This is a genomic window from Hydrotalea sp. GW822-HT8A01 (assembly GCF_058798575.1).
Genome location: NZ_CM179506.1, coordinates 1,146,065 through 1,162,630, shown reverse-complemented (window position 1 = coordinate 1,162,630; position 16,566 = coordinate 1,146,065). Strand labels below are relative to the sequence as shown.

At 38.7% G+C, this 16,566-nt stretch carries 14 protein-coding genes; 1 reads left to right on the top strand and 13 read right to left on the bottom strand.

Features of this window, described 5'->3' with window-relative positions:
- Positions 1–19: 19 nt before the first annotated feature.
- From AC3QLY_RS05110 to AC3QLY_RS05065, 10 genes are all read right to left on the bottom strand, one after another.
- Positions 20–601 carry a cytochrome c oxidase subunit 3 gene (locus tag AC3QLY_RS05110; RefSeq protein ID WP_074418949.1) on the bottom strand — a complete coding sequence of 194 codons (582 nt, stop codon included), beginning with the start codon at positions 599–601 and terminating at the stop codon, positions 20–22.
- 33 nt (positions 602–634) lie between these two features.
- Positions 635–1,546, bottom strand: coding sequence for a heme o synthase (gene cyoE, locus AC3QLY_RS05105; protein WP_074418950.1), 912 nt, complete (start codon positions 1,544–1,546; stop codon positions 635–637).
- A gap of 93 nt (positions 1,547–1,639) precedes the next feature.
- Positions 1,640–3,457, bottom strand: coding sequence for a cytochrome c oxidase subunit I (locus AC3QLY_RS05100; RefSeq protein ID WP_074418951.1), 1,818 nt, complete (start codon positions 3,455–3,457; stop codon positions 1,640–1,642).
- A 61-nt stretch (positions 3,458–3,518) separates the two neighbouring features.
- Complete coding sequence (locus AC3QLY_RS05095; RefSeq protein WP_492990823.1) at positions 3,519–4,616, bottom strand: cytochrome c oxidase subunit II; 1,098 nt, start codon at positions 4,614–4,616, stop codon at positions 3,519–3,521.
- Between the two features lie 49 nt (positions 4,617–4,665).
- Positions 4,666–5,904 (bottom strand): quinol:cytochrome C oxidoreductase, encoded by a 1,239-nt coding sequence (locus tag AC3QLY_RS05090; RefSeq protein ID WP_081298612.1) that lies wholly within the window; start codon positions 5,902–5,904, stop codon positions 4,666–4,668.
- A gap of 44 nt (positions 5,905–5,948) precedes the next feature.
- On the bottom strand, positions 5,949–6,566 hold the full coding sequence (locus AC3QLY_RS05085; RefSeq protein ID WP_074418953.1) for a c-type cytochrome: 618 nt from the start codon (positions 6,564–6,566) through the stop codon (positions 5,949–5,951).
- Between the two features lie 21 nt (positions 6,567–6,587).
- Complete coding sequence (locus AC3QLY_RS05080) at positions 6,588–7,178, bottom strand: DUF3341 domain-containing protein (RefSeq protein WP_074418954.1); 591 nt, start codon at positions 7,176–7,178, stop codon at positions 6,588–6,590.
- Positions 7,179–7,238: 60 nt separating this feature from the next.
- A complete protein-coding gene (gene nrfD, locus AC3QLY_RS05075; RefSeq protein WP_074418955.1) occupies positions 7,239–8,678 on the bottom strand; it encodes an NrfD/PsrC family molybdoenzyme membrane anchor subunit in 1,440 nt (479 codons plus the stop codon).
- A gap of 96 nt (positions 8,679–8,774) precedes the next feature.
- Positions 8,775–11,885 carry a TAT-variant-translocated molybdopterin oxidoreductase gene (locus AC3QLY_RS05070; RefSeq protein ID WP_081298613.1) on the bottom strand — a complete coding sequence of 1,037 codons (3,111 nt, stop codon included), beginning with the start codon at positions 11,883–11,885 and terminating at the stop codon, positions 8,775–8,777.
- Positions 11,886–12,005: 120 nt separating this feature from the next.
- Complete coding sequence (locus tag AC3QLY_RS05065; protein ID WP_228733143.1) at positions 12,006–13,241, bottom strand: c-type cytochrome; 1,236 nt, start codon at positions 13,239–13,241, stop codon at positions 12,006–12,008.
- Positions 13,242–13,549: 308 nt separating this feature from the next.
- Here AC3QLY_RS05065 and purN point away from each other — a divergent pair, with 308 nt between their 5' ends.
- Positions 13,550–14,170, top strand: a complete 621-nt coding sequence (purN, locus tag AC3QLY_RS05060; RefSeq protein ID WP_074418958.1) for a phosphoribosylglycinamide formyltransferase — start codon at positions 13,550–13,552, stop codon at positions 14,168–14,170.
- Positions 14,171–14,270: 100 nt separating this feature from the next.
- Here the strand turns inward: purN and AC3QLY_RS05055 are convergent, their stop codons facing one another.
- The 3 genes from AC3QLY_RS05055 to ygiD all read right to left on the bottom strand — a co-directional run bounded on the left by AC3QLY_RS05055 (position 14,271) and on the right by ygiD (position 16,429).
- Complete coding sequence (locus AC3QLY_RS05055; protein WP_074418959.1) at positions 14,271–14,747, bottom strand: hypothetical protein; 477 nt, start codon at positions 14,745–14,747, stop codon at positions 14,271–14,273.
- 10 nt (positions 14,748–14,757) lie between these two features.
- A complete protein-coding gene (locus tag AC3QLY_RS05050; protein WP_074418960.1) occupies positions 14,758–15,444 on the bottom strand; it encodes an NAD-dependent epimerase/dehydratase family protein in 687 nt (228 codons plus the stop codon).
- Between the two features lie 151 nt (positions 15,445–15,595).
- The gene (gene ygiD / locus AC3QLY_RS05045; RefSeq protein WP_074418961.1) at positions 15,596–16,429 is read right to left on the bottom strand and encodes a 4,5-DOPA-extradiol-dioxygenase; all 834 of its coding nucleotides are present in this window, start codon (positions 16,427–16,429) and stop codon (positions 15,596–15,598) included.
- Positions 16,430–16,566 lie beyond the last annotated feature (137 nt).

The following is a 16,566-nucleotide window of genomic DNA, read 5'->3' as shown; positions in this document are numbered from 1 at the left end:
TGCATATTTTTTAAACCACTTATCTGGCTACATACAGAAATATATACAAATAAATCCAAAGTATATCTACAAAATGCCAGTAAGTGCTTACTATTTCAATGGGTACCGGGCTATAAGATTTTACTTTTGTTCTGAATGCCCTGAAGAAGGTGATGAGTAATGCAACCACCCCACCCAACACATGCAGCACATGCAATCCAATAATTACTATCAGAAAGGAAGCTGCTGCATTACTGCCCGTGCCTATTAATAAAACCCCATGATTGGCCATTGCCTTAAAACCTATATACTGCAAATAAGCAAATACCAGCCCCAATATAACCGTAATGGTTATTAAGTTTTTGTATTGCAGCATTTGCCTGGCTTTAAAGGCCTTTAAAGCCAGATACATGGTAATACTACTACTAACGATCACCATTGTAGAATAGAGGAAAACAGGCGACAGTTGCACATCTTCCCAATTGGCCTGATTTCTTTTTACGATATATGCACTGGTTAATCCGGCAAACATCATACAAATGCTGCCAATGCCCATCCACATTAAAAATTTATGGGGATGTATTTTTTTACTACGGTTAGAAGTTTCTGTTACTGCCATCATCACATATTCAATTTAGGTATACAATAAAAAATTTTATGCGCCGGGTATTTTATCGGCTAATAATGCAAATAATACAATCGGTAAATAAATATAACTACTAAACATTACTCTACGCGCTGCTTTTACAGTCATTTCTCTGTACAACCGAACCGACTGAAACACCATGAACAGGTTGCAGGCTAATAAAATCCACATACTCACCTGGCCCGACATATTTAAATATGCCGGCAATAAACCCACCGGAATCATGAGCACACTGTACATGATAGTTTGAAGCGCTGTATATTTTGTAGGTCCTTTTTCATTGGGCAACAGTTTAAACCCGGCTTTTGAATAATCGTTATGTGCTACCCAGGCAATGGCCCAAAAATGCGGGAACTGCCACAAAAACTGAATGGCAAATAAAACCCATCCTCCGGCGGTAAAAGCATCCTGGCCGGCTACCCATCCAATTAAACAGGGCAATGCACCCGGAAAACCGCCAATTAAAACTGCAATGGAATTCACTTTTTTTAATGGCGTATAAATAAAGGCATATAAAAACAAGCTGAAAGCAGATAACAATGCAGATGACAAATTAAAAAAATACCACATCATAGCCACTCCAATTACCCCACTGATGAAAGCGAAGATATAAGCTTCTTCTGCACGCATTCTACCACTGGCAACCGGTCTTTTTAAAGTACGCTTCATTAAGGCATCGGTATCTTTTTCAACAGCCTGATTAATAGCATTTGCACTTCCTGTAATTAATAGCCCGGCAACAAACAATAAAACAATCATACCCCAATTGTATGCTACTACTTTTGGCGCCATCAGGTAACAAATAACGCAGGAGAACACTACCGTAAAGCTGAGGGTAAATTTCATTAACTGAAAATAATCCTTCACTTTAGCCACTAGTGCAAAAGAAACCGAAGTAGAAGTATCAATGGTTTTTGTCATGTTCATTTTAGTAAAAACCAATGCCCTGACATCTCAGGGCATTGCACATATTTTAGGTGAAGCCGAGATAATTACTTCACTACATTATTAAAATTAGTGTTGCGTTTCATCCGCACCAACAGGCTCTGTTTGCGGAATATATTCTCTTCCATCTTTATTATAATCATAAGCCCAACGGTGTACTTCCGGAATTTCTCCTTCCCAGTTACCGTGTCCGGGATTAATTGGAGTTGTCCATTCCAATGTATTGGCACCCCATGGATTTTTAGTGGTTACTTTTCTTCCTTTGAAAATAGAATAGAAGAAATTAAAGATGAATAAAAGTTGTGTAGCAAAAGTGATGATTACAACTGTGCTGATAAACCTGTTTAATTCTGCAAATTGTTTGAAACTTTCCCAGCTGCTGTAATCATAATAACGACGAGGCATACCGGCTAAACCTTCATAATGCATGGGCCAGAAAATCAGATAAGCACCGGCCAATGTAATCCAGAAATGGATATATGCCAATGTATTGTTCATGTAACGACCATACATTTTAGGGAACCAGTGGTAAATACCTGCAAACATACCAAACATAGAAGCCACGCCCATTACTAAGTGAAAGTGTGCAATTACAAAATAAGTATCGTGTAAGTGAATATCTAATGCAGAATCGCCAAGCCAAATACCGGTTAATCCGCCTGAAATAAACAAACTAACAAAACCTATGGTAAACAACATACCAGGCGTAAAGCGAATATTACCACGCCACAAAGTAGTTAACCAGTTAAATACTTTAATAGCAGAAGGTACCGCAATCAATAAAGTTAAGAGTACGAAAACAGAGCCCACAAAAGGATTTAATCCGGATACGAACATGTGGTGCGCCCATACTAAAAATGAAAGTATACATATGGCAAACAAAGAACCAATCATTGCCATGTAGCCAAAAATGGGTTTCCTTGCGTTTACCGACATAATTTCAGAAGCCATACCCATTGCAGGTAATAATACAATATATACTTCAGGATGGCCCAGGAACCAGAATAAATGCTGGTATAAAATGGCGGTACCCCCCTCATTGGGCAAAGCACCTACCCCATTAATAAATATATCGGATAAATAAAAGCTGGTACCAAAGTTTCTGTCGAAAATCAATAATATGAAGCCGGAAAATAAAACGGGAAAAGAAAGCACGCCAATAACAGCAGTAAAAAATAATGCCCAGATAGTTAAGGGCAACCTAGTCATGCTCATACCTTTGGTTCTCATGTTTAAGATCGTAGCTATATAATTTAGCCCACCGAGAAGTGAGGATACCACAAATAAAATAATTGAAATTAGCCACAGATCCATACCAGATTTAGAACCGGGTGATGCATCGCGCAAAGCACTCAATGGCGCATAGGCCACCCAACCGCCACTAAACGGCCCCGTTTCAACAAACAATGAAGATAACATCACCAACCCTGCACTAAAAAAGAACCAATAAGACAACATATTCATAAAGGGCGAAGCCATATCCCGGGCACCAATTTGCAGTGGTATTAAAAAGTTGGCAAAAGTACCGCTAAGACCGGCAGTTAATACAAAGAAAACCATCACGGTTCCATGTATGGTAACCAAAGCATAGTAAGCCTGTGGGGTAATACGACCATCTTCTACCCAAAATTTTCCCAAAACATCCTGCAACCAGTAAAAATGTGAATCAGGATAACCCAATTGCAATCGGAATAATACGCTCATTAATCCACCCAGGAATGCCCAAATAATACCTGTAATCAGGAACTGTTTAGAAATCATTTTATGGTCGGTACTAAAAATGTACTTTGTAATAAACGACTGATGGTGTTCATGATGTTCATGATGCTCGGATGCTAATTCGGTGCTAAGTCCGGCGCCGGCTCCCAGTGCAATTTCGTTACTCATAACTTTACAGTTTTAAAAGTTCTTCTTTAACAACAATTCAAACAATTCGGTTCTATAAACATTAATTTTTAGCCACTGCTTTAATCATTAGTTGCCCGGCAGCCATGGTAGGCTTAGCAGTGCTGTCGGTTTTTTTATTATCCGGATCTTTGTCTGGGAAAGCAAGGTAATAATACGGTTTTTGTTTCGCCATCCAAACATCAAAATCTTCCTGACTTACCACTTTAATAATTCCTTTCATGGAATAATGGCCGTTACCACACAACTGATCACAGGCAATTTCGTAATCAAAATTAGGATTATCAGTTATTTTACGCATTTCTTCCGTAGTATATTTAGGTGTTAACCACATGGTAGTGGGTATACCGGGAACTGCATCCATTTTTAAACGGAACTGAGGTAATCCTACATCATGAATCACATCTCTTGAGCCAATAATAAACTTAACCGGTTTACCTTTCACCAGATATAACGTTTGTTCCATCACAACATCATCATGGGTAGCCGGGTCATCTTTCAAATGCAAGGTGCTGTCATTTTTCCAAACTAACCCTAATGAATTGGTAGCAGGATCTATTTCTTTGTAATATTTTTTACCTAAAATGCCATCTTCGCCCGGATAGCGAAAAATCCAGCCAAATTGTTTGCCGGTAATTTCAACTACCATTGCATTTTTAGGGGCATCACCTGTAAAATAAAACCAATCTCTTAAGCCTATAATTACCAATACGGTTAAAACAATGGCAGGTACCACTGTCCATAACAACTCCAATTTATTATTATGCGGAAAAAAGAAAGGTTTATTGTTTTCTTTTTCCTGGTAACGGAATGAGAACCAGAATAATAAAATTTGAGTAATTAAGAAAACCACACCTGTTATAATTAAAGTAATCCATAAAATGGAGTCTACTTTTTCGCCCTGCACACTGGCAGAGGGATGCTCTAATAATGTTTTTTTGAACAACAATTCATTACACCAGTATAAACCTATTAACCCCAATACTAAAAAACCCACCATCAAAAAACCATTGATTTTATTGGCTTGTTGGCGTGTTTCTTTTTCGCCTTTTAAAATGCCCACATACTCACTGGCTTTGGCAATTTGAAAAATTACCAGGAACACCAACACAATTACTGCTATCGTTAAAAAGATTGTCATAACACTACAATTAAAATTTCAATTCAGTTTCAATATTATTAATGTCTTTCTACGTATGATGTACAATACTTTCTTTCAGGAAGGGATTGTATTTTGCAATCAATGGTTTTGAAGCCAGTGCTTTCCCAACAAAATGAATCATTAAGCCAATAAACAAAGCCAGGATACCAAAATCGAACCAGCCTAAAGAAACATGGTCTTTGCTAATGCCGGGCATTACAATTTGGTAAAAATCTATCCAGTGTCCAAAAAGAATCAATACCGCCATAAAAGTCATTAAAGTATAGTTTCTTTTTGCAGAACGCTTCATCAAAATTAAGAGCGGACAAATGAAATTGATAATAATGTTTAAGAAAAAGATGCCTTTATAGGGACCTTGTACTCTTCCCTTAAAGTAAACGGTTTCTTCCGGTTGGTTAGAGTACCAAATCAGCATGTATTGTGAGAACCATAAATAAGTCCAAAAAATAGAAAATGCAAAAATAAATTTACCCAAATCGTGCAAGTGCTCCTGATTGGTATATTCCAAATAGCCCTTGTTTTTTAAATAGATTACCCACAATGTAATTAATGCTACACCCGATACAAAAGTGCTTGCAAAAACGTACCAGCTATACATGGTACTGTACCAATGTGCATCAATACTCATTAACCACAACCAGGGTAAAGTAGAACCTACCGTTAATGCAAACCATACAATAAATAATCCGGCAGTTACCGTATTTTTCCAAACATAAGTGTTGCCGGTATTATAATCCATGGGTTCAATATCAGCCTCGCTGCTAATTTTACGCATTCTCCAACCCAATAAGCTCCATAAACCAACAGTGAGTATAGACCAGATTACGAAGAATTTTACATTTAAAAAACCTGATTTCCCTTTTAATATTTCATCAGCAGCTACTTGTTTGGCATCTAACCAATGATAAATTTCGTGGTTGCCGGTAAATACAATATAAAACAATACCACTAAAGTAATAATACCAAATACAGGTACAAGGGTTGAAATAGCTTCAGCCACTCTTCTAAAAGTCATTTGCCAACCGCCCATGGCCAAAGTAGTAGCACAAATAAAAAACATAGCGGCATTACATACCATGGTCCAGAAAATGGTATTGTACATAATGGTACCCATGAATATGGCTTTTTCTTCATTGGTTCCGGTGCCTTTTGTAAACAATCCGATAATAAAAGCCAGCAGGCCTATTCCTATTAAGGCATAGGACCATGTTTTCATTTTTGAAGGAACCTCGAATTGCTCTTTAAAATCTAAAGTTTGTTCTGCCATTGTAAAACACATTTATTATTTTGATGGATGCAGTACCAATTTAATTATTTACTTGCCGTAGCAGTATTTGCTTTGCCTTCGGCCTGCTTCATTTTAATGTAACGAATAATTTGCCAACGTTGTTGCCTGCTTAACTGAGAAGCATAGCTACCCATTAAGTTCTTACCATATTCAACGGAATAAAACATTTGCCCTTCTGGCATAGCTTCATATTTAGCATCGCCTACCAATTGAGCCGGCTTAGCAGGATATGGGCCTTCACCACCTTTATAGAGTGGGCCATTTCCATCTAATTTTGGTCCGTGACAAATGGCGCAATTCACCAAGAAAAGTCTTTCTGTTTCTACATACTGTGCCGGTGTTAAAGAATCAATGGGGCTTTTAATCAGTTTGGAAGCAGCATAGTTGGTGGTATCGCCCGGCACATCTTTGGCCAAAGGGAAAGGCATATCTTCGCCGCGGGCAATGGTTCCAACTACGGGCTTTTCATTGTAAAAAACCCCTTCTTTGGTTAAATTACTATGATCAGTATATGTTTGATAAGCCCGGCTGTAAAACATATCGGGCATATAAATGCGGCTGGGTTTGCGCTTAATATCACTGCAACTGAATAAAACAGCGGTTGCAGAGAATAAAACGATTAAAATAGATAGTTTTTTCATTGTAAATCAATTCAAATTAAGTTAAGCAGCAATAATTTCTTTTTCTAATGTTTTTTCGTCGTCTTTATCATAACGACCCCACCACCAGCCTTCTTCAGCCACCTGTACATCTGTTTCAACAGCGCCATTATTAGTTAAGAATCCTCTTAAATCATCTATATTGGTTTTATCTGTGCACTCAATTACCATCACAAATAAGTCGTCGGTTGCCCGGGGATGGAAATGGTGCTTTTTTACAAATGGAGCCAACTGGCATAAATAACAGAAAGTATATACCATGCCTACTGCAGCAAATAATACCGTTAACTCAAAAGTAATGGGTATCCATGCCGGTAACGCAAAATGGGGCTTTCCGCCAATATTCAATGGCCAGTCGTATGTTAATATCCAACTAATACCACCCAAAGCTGTGGCAGTTCCGGTAATTCCGTAAATAAAACCGGCAGTATGCAAACTGGTTTCTCTTAAACCCAAGGCATGGTCTAAGCCATGTACCGGAAAAGGGGTGTACACATCTCTGATTTTATAACCGGCTGTACGTACTTTTTTTACAGCAGGGAATAACACTTCCTCATTATCAAAACAGCCTACAACAAATTTCTTTTTTGCCATGTGTTTAATTTAGGTCTTCAATAATTGTATTCACACAATTGCTATCTGCTAATTCCGGAATTAATGCGCATATTCATGTGCAAATTCTTCCACCGGTTCTTTTTCAATAGCACCCATTGTGTTTTTGTAGCTTTCTCCGCTGGTCTTCAATACATATTTAATTTCATGTACCGCAATAACCGGTGCATACTTGCTAAATAAGAAGAAGCAGGTAAAGAACAAGCCAAATGTTCCCAGATAGAAACCAATTTCCCAAATAGTTGGGCTGTAATAAACAGACCAGGAAGAAGGCAAATAGTCTCTATAAATAGAAGTAACAATAATTACAAAACGCTCAAACCACATACCCACGTTCACCAGAACAGAAATGAAGAAGGTGATAAAGAGGTTTCTTCTTGCTTTACGCAACCAAAATATTTGTGGCACCATAACGTTACAGGTCATCATACCCCAGTAACTCCAACCATAAGGACTAAACAAATTAGCCCTGCTATACCAGAAGGTATAACCTTCATATTTACTTTGGCTGTACCAGCCCATGAACAATTCTGTTAAATAGGCCACCCCTACAATAGAGCCGGTTAATACAATAATTTTATTCATGGCCTCAATGTGGCCAATGGTAATATAATCTTCTAAATGATATACTTTTCTTACCACCAGCAGCAGCGATTGTGTCATGGCAAAACCCGAGAATACAGCACCGGCCACAAAATAGGGCGGGAAGATGGTGGTATGCCAGCCTGGAATAACAGAGGTGGCAAAGTCCATAGATACAATGGTGTGTACTGAAAGTACCAGCGGTGTAGCCAAGCCGGCCAATACCAATGATAAAGATTCGATTCTTTGCCAGTGTTTGGTAGAACCTGTCCAGCCAAAGGCAGCAACGCCATATAAATATTTACGCAATTTTGTTTTAGCCCTGTCGCGTACGGTTGCCATATCAGGTATTAAACCACTGTACCAGAATAAAACAGATACGGTGAAATAAGTAGAAATCGCAAATACGTCCCACAACAAAGGAGAGTTGAAGTTTACCCAAACCGGACCTCTTGTATTGGGATAAGGCATAATGAAGAACGCCAACCATACACGACCCATGTGGAAGATGGGGAACTGTCCGGCACACATTACCGCAAAGATGGTCATTGCTTCCGCAGCACGGTTTACACCCGTACGCCAGCCCTGACGAAACAGTAATAGGATGGCAGAAATCAATGTACCGGCATGACCAATACCTACCCACCATACGAAGTTGGTAATATCCCAACCCCAACCTACGGTTTTATTCAGGTTCCATTGGCCAATACCATATGTAACATCCCGGTATACGCTATATACCCCAAACAGCAGTAATGCCACGGCAGTATAAAATCCAACATACCAAAGCTTACCCGGCTTTGCCTCAATGGGGCGAATAATTTCTTCCGTAACATCATGGTAGGTTTTCCTGCCATATACCAACGGCTCTCTTAATTGTGATTCGTACTTTAAATGCATTTCTTCTTACTGTTTAGTGTTCCGGAAATTAATTTCTGAGAACTGTGTTTACATTTTCAAAGTATACTTTATTTCAATTTGCTGAAACAATCCATCTTATCCTTCTGCTTTTTCAGTGGCCTCTTCTTCAACATTGCGCACTTTCGCCAAATAATTTACGTTCGGTAATACGTGCAATTGCTCTAATGATTTGAAGAGTCGTAACTTATTCTCCTGACGGGTAATGGTAATGGCACTGTGTGAATCGTTTATATTACCAAATACAATAGCATCAGTAGGGCAAGCCTGTTGACAAGCAGTTTTTACATCCCATTTATTGTCTTCCCCGGTAATTAAAGGCCTGCTTTCTTTCTTGGCTTTTAATTTTCCTTCCTGCAACCTTTGTACGCAGAAAGTACATTTTTCCATTACACCACGGGCACGAACGGTTACATCCGGATTCAATACCATACGAGACAAACCGTCATTCATCATCAATACCACATCATTCACAATGCCCTTCTGATTGTCGGGGAAACTGTCTGAACCGGTGTAATCGGCCCAGTTAAAACGGCGCACTTTATAAGGACAGTTATTGGCGCAATACCTGGTTCCAATACATCTGTTATAAGCCATTTGGTTCAATCCTTCACTGCTATGGTTGGTAGCACCTACCGGGCACACATTTTCGCAAGGCGCATTATCGCACTGTTGGCACATTAAAGGTTGGAATACCACTTTCGGATTATCGGGATTGCCACTGTAATAACGGTCAATTCTTAACCAGTGCATATCATGAAAACGCAATACCTCCGGCTTGCCTACCACCGGTACATTGTTTTCTGCATGGCAGGCAATTACACAGGCGCCACAACCGGTACAAGAATTTAAATCCACACTCATGCCCCAGTGAATACCAGGCTTATCGAAATAAGGATAAATGGTTCCTTCTTTTTCGTAATCTTTTAATCCGCCAAATGGAGCTAATTCTTTTTCGCGGTCATTAATAATTTCTTCCGGATCTTTTTTAAATGCACTTAAAGTTAATTCTTTCATCACTTCGGTACGTTTTCCCTGTGGGGTATCGTACACATTGTGCGTTTGCATTAAAGCTACTGGATAAGTATTACCGGTTTTTTCAACCGTAGCATCTATCACAGCATAACTTAAAGTAGTGCCGCTCATGTTGGTAAATGGAAATACATTTTGTCCGATTCCTTCAGCAGCTTTACCAATTTCTTTGGTACGGCCGTAACCTACAGCAATACCAATGGTATCAGGATGCACTCCCGGTATAATTAAAACGGGTAATGTTACGCTTTTTCCGTTAGCCGTTACTTTTACCACCGGTTTTTCAGGGGTTACTTCATAATTATCGGCTTCACGGGCAATATTCAAATCAATATTTAACAATGTTCTGGCCATGGCCGGAGACATCATTACATAATTATCCCAGGTAGCACGGGTAATTGGATCGGGCATTTCCTGTAACCAGGGGTTAGAGGCGGTTTGTCCGGCACCTATGCTCACTTTTTGGTACAATACTACTTCTACTTTTCCACCTTTTTTGTTCGCAGCAATGGCTGCCAATGCACCACTTACGGCACCACTGTTAAATGCGGCACCCAACATAACGGGTTCTGTAACCGGATTCAGTACACCATCCTGCAAGGCCTTATTCCACCCATTTTCACCACCGGCTTTAGCACTCCAGTAAGTTTTCAAAAAGCCTAAATAATCGGTAGTTGCGCCACTCCATTTTAACAGGCTATCCTGCCATTGGCGGGTTTTGAATAATGGATAAATAGTAGGTTGTAATAAAGAATAATAACCTGTTTTGGGTTCCGCATCGCCCCAACTTTCCAAGAAGTGGTGATTGGGAATTACATATTTACACAATTGAGTAGTTTCATCATTTTTAGGACTGAATGAAACGGCAAATTTTACTTTCTTCATACCGGCCACAAAGCGGCTGCTATCGAACCAGGTATACGCAGGGTTGGGGCCAATAATCAATAACGCACCTACACTTCCGGCATTCATATCTTCTACCAAACGGGCAAAATCGGTATCAACACCCTGATAGGTATTATAGGTACTGGACCAATCGATGGTTTTACCTCCCGATTGTAATGCCTCATTAATGGCGTTTACTACTATTTGTACGTTTACATCGTTACTGCCGCTTACCACAAGGGCATTGCCTTTATTGGCTATCAGCGCTGCTGCTGCGTTTTTAATTCCTTCTTTTAAAGCAGTGTCACTCAAATTTACTGCCTGACCATTGATGGCATTGAGTAAAGCTACCGCAACGGCACCTGTTTCAGATGGACGATGCAGGTAACGCTCATCGGCATTAGAACCGGTTAAACTAGCCACACTTTCAAAATGAAAATGTTTGCTCATGGCCGGTGCCTTTTCATTGATTTTTTTATTTTTTGAGTATTGTTTTGCAAATTCAATGGAGCTTAACCAGGTACCCAAAAAATCTGCACCCAGACTTACAATTACTTTGGCATTATCGAAACGATAAGAAGGAATGGCTTTTTTGCCATAAGTAGCTTCATTGGCCAGTAACATACCACTATATGAAATAGCATCGTAAGTTACCTGACGAGAACCCGGATGCCTGGCAATGAATTGGTTAATCACTTCTTTTGAAGAAGGAGACACCACCGAACTGGTTAAAATAACCACGGGTGCACCACCCAACGAACCCATTGCATTGGCAATAGCACCATCTATATTTTCGAAAGTTGTTTCTTTACCATCAATGGTTGGGAAACGTAAACGGGCAGTATCATACAAATCCAGTACAGATGATTGTACCCTGGCAGAAGTTCCGCCTTTGGTAATGGGGCTTAATTCATTCCCCTCCAACTTAATAGGACGACCATCTCTAACTTTTGCCACCACACTTACCGCTTCCCCATCCTGTAAATAGGTAGTAGCATAATAGTTGGCTACTCCGGGTATTACATCTTCCGGTTTATTGGCAAAAGGAATAATTTTTTTAACGGGCACCTCACAACTGGCAGCTACCATGGCAGCGGCCGTACTAAAACCCAAATATTTTAAGAAATCTCTACGGGGAGTGGTAGCATCAAACAAACCTTTATCATCTTCCCACACGGGTAAATCTTCCCGGAACTCGTCTTTTGCTGATTGCTGATAACCTTCAGAATTATTCAACTCTCCAAAACTTTGCCAGTGTTTTTTTTGCTCCATAATTTGTTTTGTTAGGTGTAAAATTGCCTAAAACAGGCACTCTACATTTTTTCGTTGATGCGGTTTAACTATATCAAACTTTCGTATCAATACAGCCAACAATACTTTTGAAACTTTATTTTAATAGTGACATTTTTGACATTCGGTACCACCAATCATTTCTACAGTTACGCCCTTGGTACTATCTAATTTACCATCTTTTAAATCCTGATGGTATTTTTCATAAATGCTGTAAAATCCATTGTCTTTAAACTGAACCTGTGTGGTGCGGTGACAGTTAATACACCAGCCCATGCTCAATTCAGAAACCTGTTTTACTTCATCCATTTTATTGATTTCACCATGACAAATTTGACATTGTACTTTACCTACACGGGTATGTTGTGAGTGATTGAAATAAACGTGTGCAGGCAACATGTGTATTTTGGTCCATTCAATGGGTTTTGCTTTGCTGGCATCCCAAGGCTGGCCGGGTGTAAAGTTGGCGTATTCGTATAATTTTTTAATTTCTTCCGTACCGTTTACTTCATCGCCATCGGCAGTATATAATTTTTCGCCTTTGTATTCATTAATGGCCATGTGGCAGTTCATACAAACATTTACAGAAGGCACATTAGAATATTTACTGTCTAATGCTCCACTATGGCAATACAAACAGTTAATTTGGTTAATGCCTGCATGCACTTTGTGTGAATAGAAAATAGGTTGCTTGGGTTCATAATTAATGTTACGGCCTAACCCAATAGCCCCTTTGGTAGTTAAATATCCACCTACCAAAAAGAGCAGGATAGTTACAAAAGCAATATAAGTTCTGTTTTTCCAGAAAGGCACTGGCTCTGGCGATTCAATACCTTCTTTATTGTCGGTTAATTTTTTGAGGTTGCTGTTTACCTGCATTAAGGTAAAGGCAATAACAGCCAATATCAGGGTTAAAATACCAAATAATAAGGTATTATCGCTATCGGCAGCAGGCTGTGTGGCAGTGCCACCAGCGGCTTGTGGAGTAGCCGGTTTATAATCGGATATATATTTTAAGATAGCACCAATTTCAGCATCGGTTAATTGCGGAAACAGGTTCATAGCTGTTTTGTTGTATTCATTATACAACTTATTGGCATAAGGATCGCCTGTTTTTAAGAATGCCTGATTATTCCGAATCCAAGAATATAGATTTTTCTTGTTGGGCCACCTGTCTTCTACACCCATCAATGCAGGGCCTACTAACTTTTTATCAATGGCATGGCAGGATGCACAATTTTGACTGAATAATGATTTGCCATCCTGGGCTTTTAAATTACCGACGAATGCAAACGAAAAAACAACAAAAATTCCTGCGACAACAGTTCGGATTATCATGCGATGAGGTATCATATTCACAATCTGGTTGGTCTAATGTGGAAAAATATCCTTGAACGAGTGCAAAAATATGACACGGGGCTGACAAAAACTCAATGTTTAAAAAAAAATTTTAGTCAGTAATGGCGCGGGTTTCAAAGAATTGTTCCATTTTTATTTCTTTTTAATACAAGCTTTAATCAACAAATTTGTTTACCAAATATGGTAGGCTGCATTTGAAAAATTAATCAGATTTTTGCCATCCGGTACCCAATTTCATACTATTTGTTTTACACATAACCGATACGTTTTAAATATAAATACTCCGAATGAACCCATCTTACCCTCAACAACGCCTGGCTATTTTTGCTTCCGGTACTGGTTCTAATACGGTTAATTTAATACACTATTTTCAGCAGCATCCTTTTATTACCATACAATTAATTGTTACCAATAATTCCAATGCCGGTGTTATTCAAATTGCCCACCAACACCAAATTCCTGTTTTAATCATTGAAAAAGAAAAATTCCAAAAAACAGACGGCTATGTTCCTGAAATGCAGATCTACGGTATAAACTGGATTATTTTGGCCGGTTTTTTATGGAAAGTGCCCCCTACTCTAATTGAAGCTTTCCCCCATCATATCATCAACATTCACCCTGCCTTATTACCCAAATATGGCGGTAAAGGCATGTATGGCATTAAAGTACACCAGGCTATTGCCAATGCTGGCGAATCGGTAACAGGTATCACAATTCATTTTGTGAATGAAAATTATGATGATGGTCCTCCTATTTTTCAAGCTACCTGTGCGGTTGTGCCAACTGATACGCCCGAACAAATTGCGCAAAAAGTGCATGTTTTAGAATATGCCCATTTTCCAAAAGTGATTGAAGACACTATTATGCAAAATTTGAAGTTGAAATTATCAACTAAAGCAGAAAATTGAACGTCGGGCCCGAACTGTTGCTGAAGCTTCCATCTCGAAGCTTCGGGATTACATTGTCCATCCCTGCTTTTGCAAATATTTTTGTTGCAGGTAGCCTTAGTTAATCTGATTTTGATATTTTTTGAAATAAAGTTTTGAATTTTTCCCATTTTTCAAAATCTCTATCAATCTCAATTTTTTTTGGCTTCTTAAAAACATTAGAAATTGTACCAATAAGAGCACCGGAAGGCGCACCGATTAAAGTTGAAACTAAACCTACCGTTGTACCTTTATCAAAAAGGTTAATTTTTTTATCATAGGGAAGGGTCAGGGTAAATAAACCCAAAGATGCAAGCCCTAAGAGACTACCAACCCCAATATTATGTCCAAAAGAATGCTTTGTTTTAATGAAACCGATTTGAGCGTAATGGATTATTTTATTCTTTTTTTTAAACTCAATTGTCGAGTCAGTAATTTGATAATCTCTACCACGCATTATTTTCTTTCCCTCTAAGATATAAACGCGAATGAATTCTTTTTTTTGAGAATGAACATTTATTGTAAGAAATATCAAAATAGAAAATACTAAAGTTTTCATATGAATTGAATTAATAACAACATTTATTGAAGGCTACTTGCAACTGTTTTATATCCTTCACTTCCAATATCTTTTTTTCATTTCCGGTTAAAGCCACCTGAATCATTGCCTCCCCCATTTCTTTTAATGAACAAATACTATTGGGTATCAGCACTTTAAATAGCGGTATTAGCCAACCAAAATAATGGTACAGCTTTAACGTGTTTTTTAAACCGGGCGTTGGAATAATTATAGCCGGGCGAAACAAAAACACGGCTTTAAAAGGTAGTTGCATCAACGTGTTTTCTGTTTTCCCTTTTACTCTGGCCCACATCAGTCTGCCTTTTTCTGAAGAATCTGTACCTGCACCGGAAACATAACAGAAAGTCATTGCGGGATTTTGGCTACTGAGTAACCGCGCAAAACCAATGGTTAAATCATACGTCAATCGGCTGAATTCGGCTTCTTTCATTCCTACCGATGAAACACCCAAACAGAAAAAACAAGCATCATAGCCACTTACTGCGGGCATTAATGGACTTACATCCATAAAATTTTCATGCAATATTTCAGTTAACTTAGGATGCTTTATTCCGGTTGTGCGCCGGTTAATAATGAGCACTTTGGCAACTTGTTCAGATTGTAAACATTCGTGTAAAACCCCTTCGCCCACCATGCCTGTTGCACCGGTAATGATAACGTTAATGGAATTTTCCATGTAAAAAACTTAAAGCAAAGTAAACTTTAATGAAGAATAACCGATTTGCCGCTAATAAATAAATATACAACATTTAACATGCGTTTCCAAATTTTTTTTTTAAAAATTCAATCATAAAAAAATCAACCGCAACTAAAATACAGGGAGGAAATTACCCCAATTTTACAGACGTCATGGTTAATGAGCCGCCAATAGCCAGATCATTGAATAGCATGGCTTCATCTTTTTTATTGCGCAAACCCATGGTATACATCAGCGGAATATAATGTTCGGGTGTAGGTATGGCTAATTGTGCAGCTGTTCCCAATTGTTCATAACGAATTAATGCGGGTGCATTGTTTTGTACAATCAGTGTTTTAAAAGTTTCATTTATTTCTGTTGCCCAGTCATAGGCAAAACCAGGCTCATTCAACTTTTGCCAGTTTACCATACGCAGGTTATGTACCATATTGCCACTGCCTATCATTAATACACCTCTTTTGCGTAATGCTTGTAATTCTTTCGCTAATTCAAAATGATATCGGGCATCTTTAGTGTAATCAATACTTAACTGTAGCACGGGAATATTGGCCTGCGGATACATGTGCCGCACCACCGTCCATGCACCATGATCTAAACCCCATTCATGGTCTAAACCAATTTCGGTACTTTTTACAAGATGTTTTGTAACTTCTGCCAACTGTGGTTGACCGGGTGCTGGATATTGCACCTGATACAATGCTTCAGGAAAACCGCCAAAGTCGTGTATAGTAGGCGGTAAATCCATTGCCGTAATTTGTGTGCCTCTGGTTTGCCAATGCGCCGATATAACGATAACTGCTTTAGGTATGGGAATGTTTTTAGCTATGGCTGCCCATTGGTTACTAAAAACATTATTTTCAATGCCATTCATGGGTGAACCATGCCCAATAAATAAAACAGGCATTAAGGTTTCCTGCTCAGGAAAAGTTTGCATCATTTGCTGTATATTAGTAAATTTTGCCATAATTTAAATTGATTACACAAAGTTACGCTTAGCTTAGTGCCTGTAAAATGATGTTAGATAAGAAAAACAATTGATTATTATCAATTCACTTACCTTTTATAAAATTTAAGCGGATTGTCATTTGTAATTCCTTAATC

Bases quoted from the DNA above. Each gene is read 5' to 3' on its own strand.
- AC3QLY_RS05110 (WP_074418949.1), bottom strand. From the start codon at position 601: ATGATGGCAGTAACAGAAACTTCTAACCGTAGTAAAAAAATACATCCC.
- cyoE (WP_074418950.1), bottom strand. From the start codon at position 1,546: ATGACAAAAACCATTGATACTTCTACTTCGGTTTCTTTTGCACTAGTG.
- AC3QLY_RS05100 (WP_074418951.1), bottom strand. From the start codon at position 3,457: ATGAGTAACGAAATTGCACTGGGAGCCGGCGCCGGACTTAGCACCGAA.
- AC3QLY_RS05095 (WP_492990823.1), bottom strand. From the start codon at position 4,616: ATGACAATCTTTTTAACGATAGCAGTAATTGTGTTGGTGTTCCTGGTA.
- AC3QLY_RS05090 (WP_081298612.1), bottom strand. From the start codon at position 5,904: ATGGCAGAACAAACTTTAGATTTTAAAGAGCAATTCGAGGTTCCTTCA.
- AC3QLY_RS05085 (WP_074418953.1), bottom strand. From the start codon at position 6,566: ATGAAAAAACTATCTATTTTAATCGTTTTATTCTCTGCAACCGCTGTT.
- AC3QLY_RS05080 (WP_074418954.1), bottom strand. From the start codon at position 7,178: ATGGCAAAAAAGAAATTTGTTGTAGGCTGTTTTGATAATGAGGAAGTG.
- nrfD (WP_074418955.1), bottom strand. From the start codon at position 8,678: ATGCATTTAAAGTACGAATCACAATTAAGAGAGCCGTTGGTATATGGC.
- AC3QLY_RS05070 (WP_081298613.1), bottom strand. From the start codon at position 11,885: ATGGAGCAAAAAAAACACTGGCAAAGTTTTGGAGAGTTGAATAATTCT.
- AC3QLY_RS05065 (WP_228733143.1), bottom strand. From the start codon at position 13,241: ATGATAATCCGAACTGTTGTCGCAGGAATTTTTGTTGTTTTTTCGTTT.
- purN (WP_074418958.1), top strand. From the start codon at position 13,550: ATGAACCCATCTTACCCTCAACAACGCCTGGCTATTTTTGCTTCCGGT.
- AC3QLY_RS05055 (WP_074418959.1), bottom strand. From the start codon at position 14,747: ATGAAAACTTTAGTATTTTCTATTTTGATATTTCTTACAATAAATGTT.
- AC3QLY_RS05050 (WP_074418960.1), bottom strand. From the start codon at position 15,444: ATGGAAAATTCCATTAACGTTATCATTACCGGTGCAACAGGCATGGTG.
- ygiD (WP_074418961.1), bottom strand. From the start codon at position 16,429: ATGGCAAAATTTACTAATATACAGCAAATGATGCAAACTTTTCCTGAG.